Source organism: Acidimangrovimonas pyrenivorans (assembly GCF_042643245.1).
Taxonomy (GTDB): domain Bacteria; phylum Pseudomonadota; class Alphaproteobacteria; order Rhodobacterales; family Rhodobacteraceae; genus Acidimangrovimonas; species Acidimangrovimonas pyrenivorans.
On the sequence record NZ_JBHRSK010000006.1, the window covers coordinates 99,037 to 113,377 of the forward strand.

The following is a 14,341-nucleotide window of genomic DNA, read 5'->3' on the forward strand; positions in this document are numbered from 1 at the left end:
CGTGCCAGAATTGCCAGAGGTCGAGACCGTTCGCCGCGGCTTGCAGCCGGTGATGGAGGGCCGCCGCATCGAACGGGCCGAGGTCAACCGCCCCGACCTGCGCCGCCCCTTCCCGCCGCGCATGGCCGAACGACTCACCGGCGCCCGGGTCGAGCGGCTGCGGCGGCGGTCGAAATACATCCTCGCCGACCTGTCGACGGGCGAGACGCTGCTGATCCATCTCGGCATGTCGGGGCGGATGCTGATCTCGGGCGACATGGTCGGCGGCTTCCACCATCCCCACCCGGCGCCGTCGAAACACGACCATGTCGTGCTGCACATGGAGGGCGGCGCGCGGGTGACCTTCAACGACGCCCGCCGCTTCGGCTCGATGGACCTGATCGCCACCGAGAAGGCCGAGGAGCACCCGCTGCTGGCCGGCCTGGGCCCCGAGCCGCTGGGCAATCAATTCTCCGAAACCTATCTCGCCGACCGGCTCAAGGGCCGCAGGACGCCGATCAAGGCGGCGCTGCTCGACCAGCGCGTGGTGGCCGGTCTAGGCAATATTTATGTTTGCGAAGTGTTGCACCGCGCCCATATCGACCCACGCCGAAAGGCCGGCCAGATCGCCGCGAAACGGGTCGCGACGCTGGTTCCGGCGATCCGCGACGTGCTGACGGAGGCCATCGCGGCCGGCGGTTCCTCCTTGCGCGATTACCGCCAAGCCGATGGCGAACTTGGATATTTCCAGCATACCTTCCGCGTCTACGACCGCGAGGGCGAGCCCTGCCCGACCCCTGGCTGCGGCGGAACGATTCGCCGCATCGTGCAATCGGGCCGCTCGACCTTCTTCTGCCCGCGCTGCCAGAGATGACTTGATCCCCGGCCCCGGGCTGGTATGGACTCTGCCCCAATGATCGAACGAGGGAGCCTTCGATGGCCTACGAGACGCTGATCGTCGAGATCGACGACTATGTCGCGCTGATCCGACTCAACCGTCCCGACGCGCTCAATGCCCTGAACGCGAAGCTTCTGGGCGAGCTCGCCGACGCGCTGGCCGCGGCCGACGCTAACGAGAAGGTGCGCTGCATCGTGCTCACCGGCTCTGAAAAGGCCTTCGCCGCCGGGGCCGACATCAAGGAGATGTCGGAAAAGAGCTTTGTCGACGTCTTCACCGGCGACCTGTTCACGCCCGAGACCGAGGCGCTGCTGCGGGTGCGCAAGCCGATCATCGCAGCGGTGTCGGGCTATGCCCTGGGCGGCGGTTGCGAGCTGGCGATGATGTGCGATTTCATCATCTGCTCGGACACCGCGAAATTCGGCCAGCCCGAGATCAATCTCGGCGTCATGGCGGGGATCGGCGGCACCCAGCGTCTGACCCGCTTCGTCGGCAAGGCCAAGGCGATGGACATGAACCTGACCGGCCGCTTCATGGATGCCGCCGAGGCCGAGCGCTCGGGGCTGGTCAGCCGTGTCGTGCCGGCCAAGAAGCTGATGGACGAGGCGATGGCGGCGGCGCGCAAGATCACCGAGAAATCGGCGCTGACGGCGATGGCGGTGAAGGAATCGGTCAACCGCAGCTACGAGACGACGCTGCGCGAGGGGCTGCTGTTCGAACGCCGCGTGTTCCATTCGCTGTTCGCCACCGAGGATCAGAAAGAGGGCATGGGCGCCTTCCTCGAAAAGCGCGAGGCGCAGTTCCGCGACCGCTAGGCGGGCGGGACGATCCGAACACAGAAGGGGCCGGGCAAACCCGGCCTTTTTCTTTTTGTCGATGCCGCAGCCCCGCGCTGCCCGGCCCGGCGCGCGACGCCCTTGCTTCCGGGCCCGGGACGCTTGCCAGGCCGGGCTCGGCCGAAGCGGGAGCGCCTGTGGGACCGATGCGGCCCCGGCTAGCCCAGCCGCCGGGTCACCGATTTCAGCCGGAAATCGGGCCGCGCGCCGCCCGGCCACAGCATCCGCCCCTGCCAGGCGGCGAAGATCATCGCCGCGCTTTCGGCGCGCCCGTCCGCCTCGGCGCCGATCCGCAACGCCAGCGCCGCCTCGACCTGCAGCCGCCAGGCCGTGGCCGTTGCGCGCAGTTCGGGGTCGGACTGGTGGGTGACGAGCAGCATGATCTCCTGCCCGCAGTCGCGCCCCAACGTCTTGAGCAGTGCCGGCACGCCCTTGAGCGACAGCGGCGCCTCGGCCTCCGCCGCCTCGGTCCGCCGCATCAACACCTGCCAGCCATCGACCAGCGCGGCCCGCACCATGCCGTCCTGGCTGCCGTAGCGCTGCGCCAAGCTCGATGCCGCCAGCCCGGTCTCGCGCGCGACGGCGGCGAAGGATGCCGCCTTGTCGCCGCCCTCGGCCAGCAGGCCACGGGTGGCGGCAAAAACGGTTTCATCCGGTATGGTACGGTGCCTGGGCATGAAACGAGAGTACCAGAACACACGTTCGTGAACAATCGCCGCGATGCAGAAACGCCCTACAGCACCGGCGCGAACAGCCGGGCGACCGGGGCCGCCGTCCGTATCCAGAGGCCCTGCTCGGACAGCCGGGCGGTGAATTCCGGCGCCGCGCCGAGATCGCGCTGCAGCATCGCCGCGACTTCCTCGGCGAAGGCCTTGTCGAAGATCAGCGCCGAGATCTCGAAATTCAGCCGGCAGGAGCGGTTGTCGAGATTGTGGGTGCCGACCGAGGCCATGTCGTCATCGACCAGCAGCACCTTCTGGTGCAGAAAGCCCGGCGCGTAGCGGTAAAGCCTGACCCCGGCGGTGCGCACCTCGTCGAAATAGGCATAGGCCGCCAGCCAGACCAGCAGGTGATCGGCCTTCTCGGGCACCAGCAGCCGGACATCGACTCCGCGCAGCGCCGCCAGCTTCAGCGCGGTCAGGATGTCGGCATCGGGCACGAAATAGGGGCTGGCGATCCAGATCCGCTCGCGCGCGGCCTCGATCGCGTTGCAGAAATACAGGCTGCCGGTCTCGAACAGGTCCGACGGTCCCGTCGCCAGCACCAGCGCGTTGCGGTCGCCCGGCGCCACCCGCGGCGCCCAGTCGAGATCGTCGAGCTTCGCCCCCGACGCCCAGAGCCAATCCTCGGCGAAGGCGAGCTGGAGCTGCGCCACCGCCGGGCCGTCGATCCGCAGATGGGTGTCGCGCCAGGGGCCCATATTGGGATCGCGGCCGAGGTATTCCTCGCCGAAATTCAGCCCGCCGACGAATCCCGTCTGGCCGTCGATCACCGCGATCTTGCGGTGGTTGCGGAAATTGATCTGCAGCCGGCTGCGGGTATGGCGCAGAGCATGCGAGTTATAGGCCTCGACCCCTTCGGCGCGCAGGCTGTCCAGGTAGCTGTTCGGCAAACCGTTGCTGCCCAGTGCATCGTAAAGCAGGCAAACCCGCAGCCCGGCCCGGGCCTTGGCCTTCAGCCGCGCCGCCAGCGCCTGCCCGACCGCGTCGTCGCGGATGATATAGGCCTCGACCAGCACATAGTGCTCGGCCGCCTCGATCGCGGCGAACAGCGCGTCGAAGGTTTGTTCGCCATCGATCAGCAGCTTCGTGCCGTTGCCCGAGACCAGCGGCACCTCGGCCAGCCGCTCGAAGCCCGCGATCCGGCTACGCTCGACCCCGGGGTCGCCGGCGGGCGGGCGCGGCGCGTGGTTGGCGGCCTGGGCGCGCAAGGTGTCGACGATACCGGCCATCGCCCGTCGCGCGGCGACGTAGCCGGGATAGCGCCTGTGGCCGAGGAACAGGAAGACCGGCACCGCGAAATGCGGCGCGGCGATCAGGAACACGACCCAGCCGATCGCCCCCTGCGGCGTCCGCGCCGTCCGGATCGCCCGCAGCGCGAACAGGGCGGCAATCACCTGGACCAGCGCGTAGAGCGCGACCAGGACAGAACTCAGATGCGCATAGACGATGTAGATCATCAGGAGGCGCCGCGCGGGGCCGGCGTCTCGCCCCGGTTATAGGGGGTCCAGTCGGCGATGCCGGGATAGTATTTCCGCCGCCAGGCCCGCACCCGCGGGTTCATCCGCCGCCGCCACAGCGGCGGGATCATCGCCAGCGTCGTCATCGCCGGATAGCCGAAGGGCAATTGCGGCGCCTCGTCCTCGGAATAGGTCTGCAGCAGGGGAAAGCGGCGCTCGGGCTTGAAATGGTGGTCGGAATGGCGCTGCAGGTTGATCAGCAGCCAGTTCGACGCCTTGTGCGCCGCGTTCCAGCTATGGCGCGGCAGGACATGTTCGTAGCGGCCCTCGCCGAGGTATTCCCGGGTCAGACCATAATGCTCGATGTAGTTTGTCAGCTCGAGCTGCCAGACCGCGATGAAGGCCTGCCAGACGAAGAGGCCAAGGCCGATCCAGCCGCCGACGCCATAGGCCAGCGCCAGCGCGGCGAGCTGCAGGACGGCATAGCGCCAGAACGGGTTCGTTGGATGCCAGGGCGATCGTTTCGCCCGGCCCAGCATCTGCAGCTCGGCGCGCCAGGCCGAGCCGGGGCATTCCCGCAGCACGCGCCAGAAATAGCGGTGGAAGCCTTCGTTGTAGCGCGCCGTGACGGCGTCGCGCGGGGTGCCGACATAGCGGTGATGGACCAGCAGGTGCTCGGTGCGGAAATGGCTGTAGAGCACCGAGGCCAGCAGCAGGTCGCCCAGCCAGCGTTCCAGCTTGTTCTTCTGGTGCAGCAGCTCGTGCGAATAGACGATGCCGATCGTGCCCGAGATGACGCCGACGCCGAAGAACAGCACGATGGTTTCCAGCGCGGTCAGGTGGTCGGTATGGGTCACCCACCAGATCATGCCGTAGATGGTGACGAACTGGATCGGGAACCAGATGATGGTGATGAAGCGATACCAGAACAGCCGTTCGTCCGGCGTCTCGGTATCCGGGTTCTCGAGGTTGAGGCCGAGGATCGAGTCGAGCACGGTGACCGAGAGCCAGCCGTAGAGCGGCAGCAGCACCACGGTCCAGCCGCCATGAAGCGCGCCGAGCAGCGCCAGCGGGATCATTCCCAGCGACAGCCAGAAAGGCAGGGCGCTGCGCAGGCGCGAGATTTGGTCCGCCGAGGTCATCCAGGTCCCTCCATCCGGCGGCAGCATAGCCCCATTCCGGCGGCTTGCTCAATTCTCGGCAAGGCCTGATTGCGCGAGGTCATACGCCTTGCGCATCACCGTCGGCAGGTCGGCCGGGCGGAAGGTGTCGCGGGGCACGAAATACCCGCGCTCGGGCGTGACCCCGGCGGGCAACTCGGCCAGCATCACGCTCAGGCGCAGGTGGAAATGGGTGAAGGTATGGCGCACCTCGCCGCCCAGCGCGCGCCAGTCGGCGGCGACGGGCGGGGCGGGCAGCGGCGCCGCGCCCCAGTCCGAGCCGGGCCAGCCCAGCATCCCGCCCAGCAGGCCCTTGTCGGGCCGGCGTTCCAGCAGCCAGGCGCCATCGACCCGGCGGCCGAGATAGGCGATGCCGAAGCGGGTGGGTTTCTGCGCCTTGGGCACCTTGCGCGGCAGCTCCGCCTGCACCCCGGCGGCACGGGCGGCGCAGAACCCCTCCAGCGGGCACAGGGAGCAGGCGGGATTGCGCGGCGTGCAGATCGTAGCGCCCAGATCCATCATCGCCTGGGCATGGTCGCCAGGGCGGTCCTGTGGCGTCAGTTCCGCCGCCAGGTCGGTCAGCGCGGGCTTGGCCGAGGGCAGCGGCGTCTCGACATGGCGCAGCCGGGCGATCACCCGCTCGACATTGCCGTCGACCACCGTCGCCGCTTCGTCATAGGCGATGGCGGCGATGGCGGCGGCGGTATAGGGGCCGATGCCGGGCAGCTTCAGCAGACCGTCGCGGCTGGCCGGGAAACGGCCGCCATGCTCCCCCGCCACCACCCGGGCGCATTTCAGCAGGTTGCGGGCGCGGGCGTAGTAGCCCAGCCCGGCCCATTCGGCCATCACCTCGGCATCCTCGGCCGCTGCCAGGGCCGCGACATCGGGCCAGCGCGCGGTGAAGCGGCGGAAATAGTCGCGCACCGCCGCCACCGTGGTCTGCTGCAGCATCACCTCGGACAGCCAGACCCGGTAGGGATCGGGCCGCGCCCCCGCCGCCCGCTCGGCCGGGCCGATGCGCCACGGCATCTGCCGCGCGTGGCGGTCGTACCAGCGCAGCAGCGCCGCGGTCTCGGCGGTCCTTTGCCCAACGGCCTGCCCTGTCCCGGCGTCACGCAATCTTTATGCTCCCCGTTTTCTCATTCCGCTGGCAGTTTGCCCGCCCGGCCCTAGAATAGGGCACAGCCGAGACATTGACAGCAGATGACCCGACAGCCCTCTCCTCCCTCGCGCCGGATGCGCGGCTTCGAGCAGACCGCCGGCCTGCTCAAGGAGCGGATTCGCACCGCCGGCGAAAGCCGCGGCTTCGCCGTCACCCGCCTTTTGACCCATTGGCACGAGATCGTCGGCGAAGAGATCGCCGCGATGGCCCGGCCGGTCAAGGTCGGATACGCGCGCGACGGTTTCGGGGCGACGCTGACGGTGCTGACCACCGGCGCCCGGGCGCCGCTGGTCGAGATGCAGAAGCAGCAGATCTGCGAGAAGGTGAACGCCTGCTACGGCTATGCCGCGATCAGCCGCGTCGCCATCACCCAGACCGCGCCGACCGGCTTTGCCGAAGGCCAGGTCGCCTTCGCCCCGGCGCCGAAACCCGCGCCTGCCCCGCTCGATCCCGAGGTCAGGCGGCAGGCGACCGCCGTCTCGGAAAGCATCCGCGACGACGGCCTGCGCACGGCCCTTGAAGCCCTGGCGCAAAACGTCTTATCTCAATCCGCGAAACGGAAAGGCTGAACTTCATGCCGAACAGACGGAAATTCCTTGCCCTCGGCGGCACCGCCGTGGCCCTTGGCGGCCTGTGGTGGGCCAATGCCCGGACCGGCGGGATCGATGCGGGCCAGAGCCTGCTGCCCGGCGCCGCCAACGCGCAGGAGAGCACGCCGGCCCCGGCCGGTGACCTGCCGAAGGTGCCCGATTACATTCTCGGCAATCCCGACGCCAAGGTCGAGGTGATCGAATACGCCTCCTTCACCTGCCCGCATTGCGCCGAGTTCCACGCCGATGTCTGGCCCGAGCTGAAGAAGAACTACGTCGACACCAACAAGATCAAGTTCATCATGCGCGAGGTCTATTTCGACAAGTACGGCCTCTGGGCCGGGATGGTCGCGCGCTGCGGCGGCGAGATGCGCTATTACGGCATCACCGACATCCTGTTCGACACCCAGCGCGAATGGGCCGGCAGCAACGATCCCAACAAGGTGGTCGACAACCTCAAGAAGATCGGGCTCAAGTCCGGGCTGACCAAGGACCAGCTCGATCAGTGCCTGAACGACGGCAAGATGGCCCAGGCCATGGTGGCGAAATACCAGAAGGACAGCAGCAAGGACAAAGTGCCGGGCACGCCCTCCTTCGTCATCAACGGCACGCTGTACAAGAACATGGGCTACGGGGAATTCTCGAAGATCCTCGACGGCCTGCTGAAATCGTAAGCGATGGCCGCACCGCTGACAGGCGTCAAGGTCGTCGAACTGGCGCGCATCCTGGCCGGTCCCTGGGCCGGCCAGACGCTTGCCGATCTCGGCGCCGAGGTGATCAAGGTCGAAAGCCCCGAGGGCGACGACACCCGGCGTTGGGGCCCGCCCTTCATCAAGCGTGAGGGCGACCGCTCGGCCGCCTATTTCCACGCCGCCAACCGGGGCAAACGCTCGGTCACCGCCGATTTCCGCACCCCGGAGGGCCAGGCGGCGGTGCGCCGGCTGGTCGCCGAGGCTGACGTGGTGATCGAGAATTTCAAGGTCGGCGGGCTGGCGAAATACGGGCTCGATTACGACAGCCTGAAAGAGGTCAATCCGCGGCTGGTCTACTGCTCGATCACCGGCTTCGGCCAGACCGGTCCCTACGCCCACCGCGCCGGCTACGACTTCATCATCCAGGGCATGTCGGGGCTGATGAGCATCACCGGAGAGCCGGGCGGCCAGCCGCAGAAGGTCGGCGTCGCCGTCACCGACATCTTCACCGGGGTCTATGCCGCCACCGCGATCCTCGCCGCGCTGCACCAGCGGTCGGTCACCGGCAAGGGCCAGCAGATCGACATGGCGCTGCTCGACGTCGCCACCTCGATCATGGCCAACCAGGCGATGAACTATTTCGCCACCGGCGAAGCGCCGCCGATGATGGGCAACGCCCATGTCAACCTCGCCCCCTATGCCGTGTTCGACTGTGCCGACGGCTGGATCATCCTGGCGACGGGCAACGACGCCCAGTATCGCCGCCTTTGCGCCGTGCTCGGGCTGGACGAGATGGCCGAGGCGCCCGAGTTCCTGACCAATGCCGACCGCATCGCCCACCGCGAGGAGATGACGCGGCGGCTGACCGAGGCGACGCTGCGCTGGGCCAAGGCCGACCTGCTGGCCGCCTGCGAGGCGCAGGGGATCCCGGCCGGGCCGATCAACAACCTCGCCGAGGTCTTCGCCGATCCGCAGGTCCAGGCGCGCGGGCTGGCGGTGACGCTGCACGGCGTCCCCGGCGTCCGCTCGCCCTTCACCTTCTCCGGTGCCGAACTGGCGCTCGACCGGCCCTCGCCCAAGCTGGGCGAGGATCAGGGGCTGCTGGACGGCGAGTAGCGGGGGCGCCCTTCGTTCCGCAGAACGATCCGGCGCTCGCGCGGCAGCCGGAGGCCTTGATTCCATGCAGGATGGTGGGCGTTTAGGGCTCAGGGAAACGCGCCGCGGCAGACAGGTCTAACCCTGCCAATCCCCGAAGCCGAAGGTCAGGTAGTCGCGCGGATAGGCCTCGCGGGTGGCGGCCTCGGTCTCTTCGTCGTAGATATCGGCAAGGGCGAAGGGCGCGGCCTCGGCGTCCTCAGCCAGCGCCGGCGCCTCGATACCAAGTTCCGCCGCGAGCCACGCCACCCCCTCTGCCAGCCGCTCCTCGCGCAGCACGACATCGGGCGTGGCCAGCTGGGCATAGCCTTGCAGCACCGCCACCTGGCTTGCCCAGGCCGGATCGACGCGCATCCCGGTCTGTCCCGACAGGTTCTTCTTCACGAAGCCCAGGAAACCGAGGAAGGCGGCGCGGTGGGCGGCGAGATCGTAGTCCGGCCCCGGCGCCTCTTCCGGCAGCGGCAGCTTGTAGCCGCGCGCCAGCTGGTCCCGGAAACCGGCACGCTCCTCGCCCAGCACCTCGGCACAGAAGGCGGCATGGGCGCGGGCGACGGGATGGCGCAGCACGGTGAAGCTGCGATGGCCGGGATGGCGCCGGCGCCATTGCCGCAACGTCTTCTGGGTAAAGCCGCCCGTCACCCCGCCGCCGGCCCGGCCCAGCCAGTCCAGCACCCGCGCCTCGGGTCCGCCCTTCACCGGCATATAGAGCAGCCCGGCCTCCTGCGCGGCATGGAAGCCGGGCACGGAAGGCCCGCGCCGGGGCTCGAAATTCGGCGTCCGCGACAGGTTGAAACGGTCGAGCCGGGCCAGCGCCGCCTCCATTTCCTCCGGGTTGTCGACCTTGGCCGAGACCGGCTCGGGGTTCTGCTTCTTCAGCTTCTTCGACAGCGCCTCGATCCGCTCCTCGGTGCCGAGGAAGCGGGCCAGCCCGTTCAGGACCTCGACCTCCTGGATATCCTCGTAATCGATGTAGAAGGCGGTCTGGCCACTGACCTGCAGCGCGTGCATCACCTCGACCTGGAAGGCCTGCACCCGGTCGAGATGCTCTTCGAACCGGCGGGCCTCGAAATGCACCTTGGCCTGGCGCTGGTGCTTGACGTTGGTCAGCTTCCACTGCCCGGTCTGGTTGGCGATCCGCAACGAGATGTAGCTCTCCAGCGGGTTGCGTGTCAGCACCACCTTGGCGCAACGCCGGTCGGCCAGGCAGTGCTCGAGCACCCGCGGGTCGTGATCGTGGAAGAAACGGAAGCCGGGCAGCCCGTCGCATTGCGCCTTCATCGCCGCCAGCAGGCCCAGCGGATCGGCCTCGCGCTGTTCCTGGCTGTAGCCGAACAGCTCTGACTGGTTGGGATGGCCGATGAAGCTCGGGTTATAGGCTTCGCCCAGGCAGCGCAGCGTGGCGAACTCGTTGATATTGGCCTCGAGGAAGTTCGAGCCGGTCCGCATCTCGGCGAGGACGATGAAACTGTCGAAGGGCGAGTCTGTCACGTGTGTCACTTCACCAGATAGGGTTTCGAGCGCCGCTCATGCGCCGGCACCGGCACTTCGCCGACGGGAAAATCGCCCATCAGCACGGGCTGCATGCCCTGGTTGCGCAGGTTCTGCAGGAACTGGCCGAAGCCGGTCAGGTCGACCATCCGCGGCACCTCGGTCAGCCGGCGCAGGGCGCGCGGGTTGATCTCGTCGATGATCGCCTGCAGGGGCTCCATCGGGCTTTCGACGAACTCGGCCAGGCTCCAGACCCGGATCCGCGCCTTGACATGGGGCGAGCGCAGGACGTCGAGATGCGCGCTCTCGATCTTCTGCAGCTTGGCTGCCTGTTTGCGGATCGTCGCGAAATCGGCGTTGGAATGGAACAGCGGCACCGCCCAGGCGCCCGTGATCACCGAGATCTGGGCATTCGGGTCGAGGGCCATGAACCAGGCTTCCTCCTGGCTGTCGCCGGGGCCGAACTGGAAGCATTGGCGCTCGCCGCGGGTGTTCCAGATCAGGTTGGTCAGGAAGGCGCGCGGGTTGTAGTCGCGCAGCGCCGCGCTGTCGGACAGGGCGCCGTTATAGACCGTCTCGCCGCCGGCGAACTCGACCCGGTCGGGCGCGAAGAGGTGACCGTGGACGCGGCTGCCGGAGGTCTTGGACAGCCAGGTCTCGAAATCCTCGAAGATCTCGGCGAAGCCCTCGAAGACCGAGTAGGGCGCGCAGGTCCTGCCGTTTTCCCAGTTCTCGTTCGGAAACCGGCTCTGCATGTAGAGGCCTGGCCGCCCCCGGGTCCGCCGCTCGACCGCCTTGGCGAACAGCCGGTCGATCTTGCCCGGGTTCGGCTCTGCCGCCGGCTGGTCGCCGCCATCTCCGGCAAGGAAGGCCTGGTAGAGCTTGTCGGCACGGGGCCAGATCTTGCGGGCGACGAAACAGTCCGAGCGGCGCAGCAGCTGCAGGTGATCGTCGTAGAAGATGTGCGGCTTGCCTTGGAAATCGAATTTCGACAGCGTCAGCGACCGGCTTTCGATATTGGTCGAATATTTACGAACGAGGGTTTGGAAATAGGATTCGTCCGGGATCCAGACCCGTTTGAAATAGCGGTCGTGCTCTTGCCTTGCCGGGTCCTGCAGGATCGCCGACAGGGTCTGGCGCGTCAGGCACCACCACTGGCTGCCCAGATGCGGCACCAGCCCGGCCGGGATCCGGCGGCGGAAGCCGATCCGGCGCTGGAAATTCACGTACCAGTCGAACAGCTCGCGGTGCCGCTTCCACGAGAACGGGAAGCGCAGGGTGAAGCGTTCGAGATTGATGCCGCCGACAGTCCAGCCGACATCCTCGGTGGTGACGGATTCGATGAAATCGGTGCGCGGCCGGCTGTCGAGATAGGCCTGCAATTCCTCGACCGGGCGCAGCGGCAGGCAGGAGCCCGAGGCAAGGAAGACGTGGCGGACGCCGGGAAACTCGCCCAGCATCAGCTCGGCCGCCGCCTGGGTCGCCGCGACCAGCGACCAGGTCCCCCATTCGCAGCGATAGCGCGGCGAGAAGCGGACATCGTCGAGATCGGCCAGCAGCCGGGTGATCTTGCCATAGCCCTGCCTGCTGACCCGCTTGTCGACATGGATGACGACCGGGTAGCCGCGCTCGGCCCAGTAGCGCGCGACCTCGGCGGCGCGGTCCAGCGCCGTGTGGCACAGCATGACGAAACCGACGGTCACGCGCGCGCCCTCATGCCCAGTTTCCTTTCGACATCAGCCCGAGGATCTCGAGCTGGCGCCAGTTGATGTATTTCTCGCTCCACTTGCACCACAGGTCCGGGTTGTCCTTCAGCCCGCTGGCATAGGCCCGGTATTCGTGGCTGTTGGCATAGTGCTGGCGCCGCTCCAGTTCCTCCTCCGACTTGACCGCGAAAGTGTCGAGGAACTTGGCATGCAGCAGGCAGCCCGAGGCCTTCTCGCCGCCCCATTCGTCATAGACCTGGTTCAGCCCGCGCGGCAGCAGCATGTGGGTCGAGCTGACATAGGCGTAGTGGCGGTGCCATTTCACAAGCGGGATCTTGTTCAGCGCCGGTGCCCGCTCGGGATTGTCGGGGAAGAACACCCGCGCCCGCGGCCCGCCCTGGATCCACAGATTGCCGTAACGGCCGTTCTTCTGGATCATGTAATTGCCGCTGTCGAACCAGTTGGCGATCTCGAACGGGTCTTCGCCCTCCTTGTAGGGCCGGGCGTCGATCGGCCCCTTGGGATACATGTCGACCAGCATCGCCCCGAACGAGCGGATCGACGAGGCGTCGAGCCAGTCGGTCAGCGCCTTGATCGAGCGGGTGTCGCAAAACGGGTAGATGAAGAACTCGTCGGGATCGACGACCAGGCACCAGTGGCCATGGGCATGGCGCATCTGCAGCCAGTTGAGCCAGTCGACGCCGAAACGCGACCGCTTGTAGCTATGCTCGGAGCTCCAGACCGAACAATCGTTCTGCTCGGCCAGGTACTCGCGCGAGCCGTCGTCCGAGCCGTTGTCGACGAAGAAGAAGTGGTTGACCCCCATCTCGCGGTAGTAGCGCAGGAAATAGGGCAGCCGGACGCGTTCGTTGCGCAGGGTCGAGAAGATCAGGATATCGCCGCGGGCGACCAGGTTGCTGCGGTCGACGACCGGCTTGAGCTCGCGCCGCTTGCGGAAGGCGCGGACACGCCACCGCCGGCGCGCGAGGCGCAGCAGATATGAACGCGCGAATCCCAACCGTCCCTAACCTCCCGGCCTCTGCCCGGCGGGAGCGACCGGGGCCGTCACGTCACCCGCAACACCGGGCCGAAGTGATCCCGCCATGTCGAAAGGCGCGGAACCTCCCCGCGCCCCTCCCGCAACCCCTTGGACATTCTGGCGTTGTCCGCCATTGCCTCAATTGTTCGGCGCCAAAGATAGCGGTCGCTCACCTCTGCGTAAACGGGATAATCGCCCAGCGTCTCGCGATAGATGGCAAGATCGCCACAAAGCACCGGCACCCCCAGCGCCGCGGCTTCGAGCGGCGGCAGGCCGTAGCCTTCGGCGAAGCTGGGAAACAGCAGCCCGGCCGCGCCCTGCAACAGCGCCGCCACGGCGCCATCGGGCAGGGCGCCGAGTTCGAAGACGTGGTGACGCATCACCGGCGACCGTTCGAGCCGGGCGAAAAGCGCGGCGTTGTTCCAGCCGCGGCGACCGATGACGAACAGCCGCGGCATGCCGCCGGGCGGCGGGTCCTTGGCCATCGCCTCCCAGATGTCGATCAGCAGCGCGTGGTTCTTGCGTGGCTCGATCGTGCCCAGGGTGACGAACCAGGGCCGGCCCAGGTCGAGCCCGGCGGGAATCTCAGACGGATCGGGGCGCGGCAGGTCGACGCCCAGATGGCTGACCAGCGCTGGCGGCACGCGGCCCCAGAGGGCGAAATGATGCTCGGCATCGGCCTGGCTCCGGGCCGAGTTGTAGATCACCAGATCCGCCGCCGCGCCGACCCGTTGCAGCCGCGCCCGGAACGCGTCGGGCAGGCCGGGCGCGGCGAATTGCGGATAGTCGAGCGGGATGGTGTCGTGGATCAGCACCGCGACCCGGCCGCCGGGCAGCGCGTGGACCGCGTCGAAGACCCGGGCGGAGAGGTTGGAATGGCCGGTATTGAGATAGGCGGTGCCGTCGGGCAGATGGCGGCGCAGCAGCCGGGCCAGCCCGCGCGGCCGCGCCCGGCCCAGCGCCAGCCGGCGCAGATCGGCCTCGGCCCGGGCCCGCAGCGGCGCCCGGCGCTGGCTCAGCCGCCCCAGCAGGTCGGCCGCCCCCCAGCCGCGTTCGCCGGCAATCCGCTGCGCCAGCGCCGCCGCGCCTTCCCGGTCGAGCAGGACGAAGCCCAAGGTCGTGCGCACCAGAGCGAACAGCGGTTCGGGCCGGGCCAGCAGCTCGCTCAGATAGGCCTGCTCGACCCGGTCGATGCCGGTCGGCGCCGCGAGCCCGGCGCGCGAGACCAGCCGCGACAGGTCGAGCAACCGCGCCGGCGGCCCGCCATGCTCGGCCATCCCGTGGTCCCCCCGGATATTGGACACCCGGCTACTGGGCGGCGCGCTGCACTGCCGCCATCTCTTCGAGATACTGGCCGAATTCGCCGCGCAGTTCCTCGCGGGCGAGGCCGAAGGCGACGGTGGCCTGCAGGAAGCCGCCCTTCGAGCCGCAATCGAAACGCTGGCCGCGGAAGCGGA

At 68.1% G+C, this 14,341-nt stretch carries 13 protein-coding genes and 1 pseudogene; 5 read left to right on the plus strand and 9 right to left on the minus strand.

Annotated features, from left to right (window positions below; genetic code table 11):
- Nucleotide 1: 1 nt before the first annotated feature.
- Together mutM and ACFOES_RS10290 are read left to right on the plus strand one after the other, a co-directional pair.
- Complete coding sequence (mutM, locus tag ACFOES_RS10285) at nucleotides 2–853, plus strand: bifunctional DNA-formamidopyrimidine glycosylase/DNA-(apurinic or apyrimidinic site) lyase (protein ID WP_377833183.1); 852 nt, start codon at nucleotides 2–4, stop codon at nucleotides 851–853.
- Nucleotides 854–915: 62 nt separating this feature from the next.
- Nucleotides 916–1,692 carry an enoyl-CoA hydratase gene (locus ACFOES_RS10290; protein WP_377833184.1) on the plus strand — a complete coding sequence of 259 codons (777 nt, stop codon included), beginning with the start codon at nucleotides 916–918 and terminating at the stop codon, nucleotides 1,690–1,692.
- A 179-nt stretch (nucleotides 1,693–1,871) separates the two neighbouring features.
- Here ACFOES_RS10290 and ACFOES_RS10295 read toward each other — a convergent pair whose 3' ends face one another.
- Genes ACFOES_RS10295 through ACFOES_RS10310 form a run of 4 tightly spaced genes read right to left on the minus strand, consistent with a single transcriptional unit; the run spans nucleotide 1,872 to nucleotide 6,081 of the window.
- Nucleotides 1,872–2,390: a TetR/AcrR family transcriptional regulator gene (locus tag ACFOES_RS10295; protein ID WP_377833185.1), complete on the minus strand. Its 519-nt coding sequence runs from the start codon at nucleotides 2,388–2,390 to the stop codon at nucleotides 1,872–1,874.
- A gap of 56 nt (nucleotides 2,391–2,446) precedes the next feature.
- Nucleotides 2,447–3,892, minus strand: a complete 1,446-nt coding sequence (cls, locus tag ACFOES_RS10300) for a cardiolipin synthase (RefSeq protein ID WP_377833186.1) — start codon at nucleotides 3,890–3,892, stop codon at nucleotides 2,447–2,449.
- Nucleotides 3,892–5,034 (minus strand): alkane 1-monooxygenase, encoded by a 1,143-nt coding sequence (locus ACFOES_RS10305; protein WP_377833187.1) that lies wholly within the window; start codon nucleotides 5,032–5,034, stop codon nucleotides 3,892–3,894. Before ACFOES_RS10305 ends, cls begins: the two co-directional genes overlap by 1 nt.
- A gap of 48 nt (nucleotides 5,035–5,082) precedes the next feature.
- The gene (locus ACFOES_RS10310; RefSeq protein WP_377833196.1) at nucleotides 5,083–6,081 is read right to left on the minus strand and encodes an A/G-specific adenine glycosylase; all 999 of its coding nucleotides are present in this window, start codon (nucleotides 6,079–6,081) and stop codon (nucleotides 5,083–5,085) included.
- A 174-nt stretch (nucleotides 6,082–6,255) separates the two neighbouring features.
- Here ACFOES_RS10310 and ACFOES_RS10315 point away from each other — a divergent pair, with 174 nt between their 5' ends.
- Genes ACFOES_RS10315 through ACFOES_RS10325 form a run of 3 tightly spaced genes read left to right on the plus strand, consistent with a single transcriptional unit; the run spans nucleotide 6,256 to nucleotide 8,612 of the window.
- The gene (locus tag ACFOES_RS10315) at nucleotides 6,256–6,783 is read left to right on the plus strand and encodes a DUF721 domain-containing protein (RefSeq protein WP_377833188.1); all 528 of its coding nucleotides are present in this window, start codon (nucleotides 6,256–6,258) and stop codon (nucleotides 6,781–6,783) included.
- Between the two features lie 5 nt (nucleotides 6,784–6,788).
- Nucleotides 6,789–7,478, plus strand: coding sequence for a DsbA family protein (locus tag ACFOES_RS10320; RefSeq protein WP_377833189.1), 690 nt, complete (start codon nucleotides 6,789–6,791; stop codon nucleotides 7,476–7,478).
- 3 nt (nucleotides 7,479–7,481) lie between these two features.
- Complete coding sequence (locus ACFOES_RS10325; RefSeq protein ID WP_377833190.1) at nucleotides 7,482–8,612, plus strand: CaiB/BaiF CoA transferase family protein; 1,131 nt, start codon at nucleotides 7,482–7,484, stop codon at nucleotides 8,610–8,612.
- A 117-nt stretch (nucleotides 8,613–8,729) separates the two neighbouring features.
- Here ACFOES_RS10325 and ACFOES_RS10330 read toward each other — a convergent pair whose 3' ends face one another.
- The 5 genes and pseudogenes from ACFOES_RS10330 to ACFOES_RS10350 all read right to left on the minus strand — a co-directional run.
- Nucleotides 8,730–10,139 (minus strand): nodulation protein NodH, encoded by a 1,410-nt coding sequence (locus ACFOES_RS10330; RefSeq protein WP_377833191.1) that lies wholly within the window; start codon nucleotides 10,137–10,139, stop codon nucleotides 8,730–8,732.
- 5 nt (nucleotides 10,140–10,144) lie between these two features.
- Nucleotides 10,145–11,842: a DUF5927 domain-containing protein gene (locus ACFOES_RS10335; RefSeq protein WP_377833192.1), complete on the minus strand. Its 1,698-nt coding sequence runs from the start codon at nucleotides 11,840–11,842 to the stop codon at nucleotides 10,145–10,147.
- A 10-nt stretch (nucleotides 11,843–11,852) separates the two neighbouring features.
- The gene (locus ACFOES_RS10340; protein ID WP_377833193.1) at nucleotides 11,853–12,863 is read right to left on the minus strand and encodes a glycosyltransferase family 2 protein; all 1,011 of its coding nucleotides are present in this window, start codon (nucleotides 12,861–12,863) and stop codon (nucleotides 11,853–11,855) included.
- 47 nt (nucleotides 12,864–12,910) lie between these two features.
- Complete coding sequence (locus tag ACFOES_RS10345; protein WP_377833194.1) at nucleotides 12,911–14,161, minus strand: glycosyltransferase family 4 protein; 1,251 nt, start codon at nucleotides 14,159–14,161, stop codon at nucleotides 12,911–12,913.
- Nucleotides 14,162–14,192: 31 nt separating this feature from the next.
- A pseudogene (locus ACFOES_RS10350) lies at nucleotides 14,193–14,341 on the minus strand (UTP--glucose-1-phosphate uridylyltransferase); the annotation flags it as partial.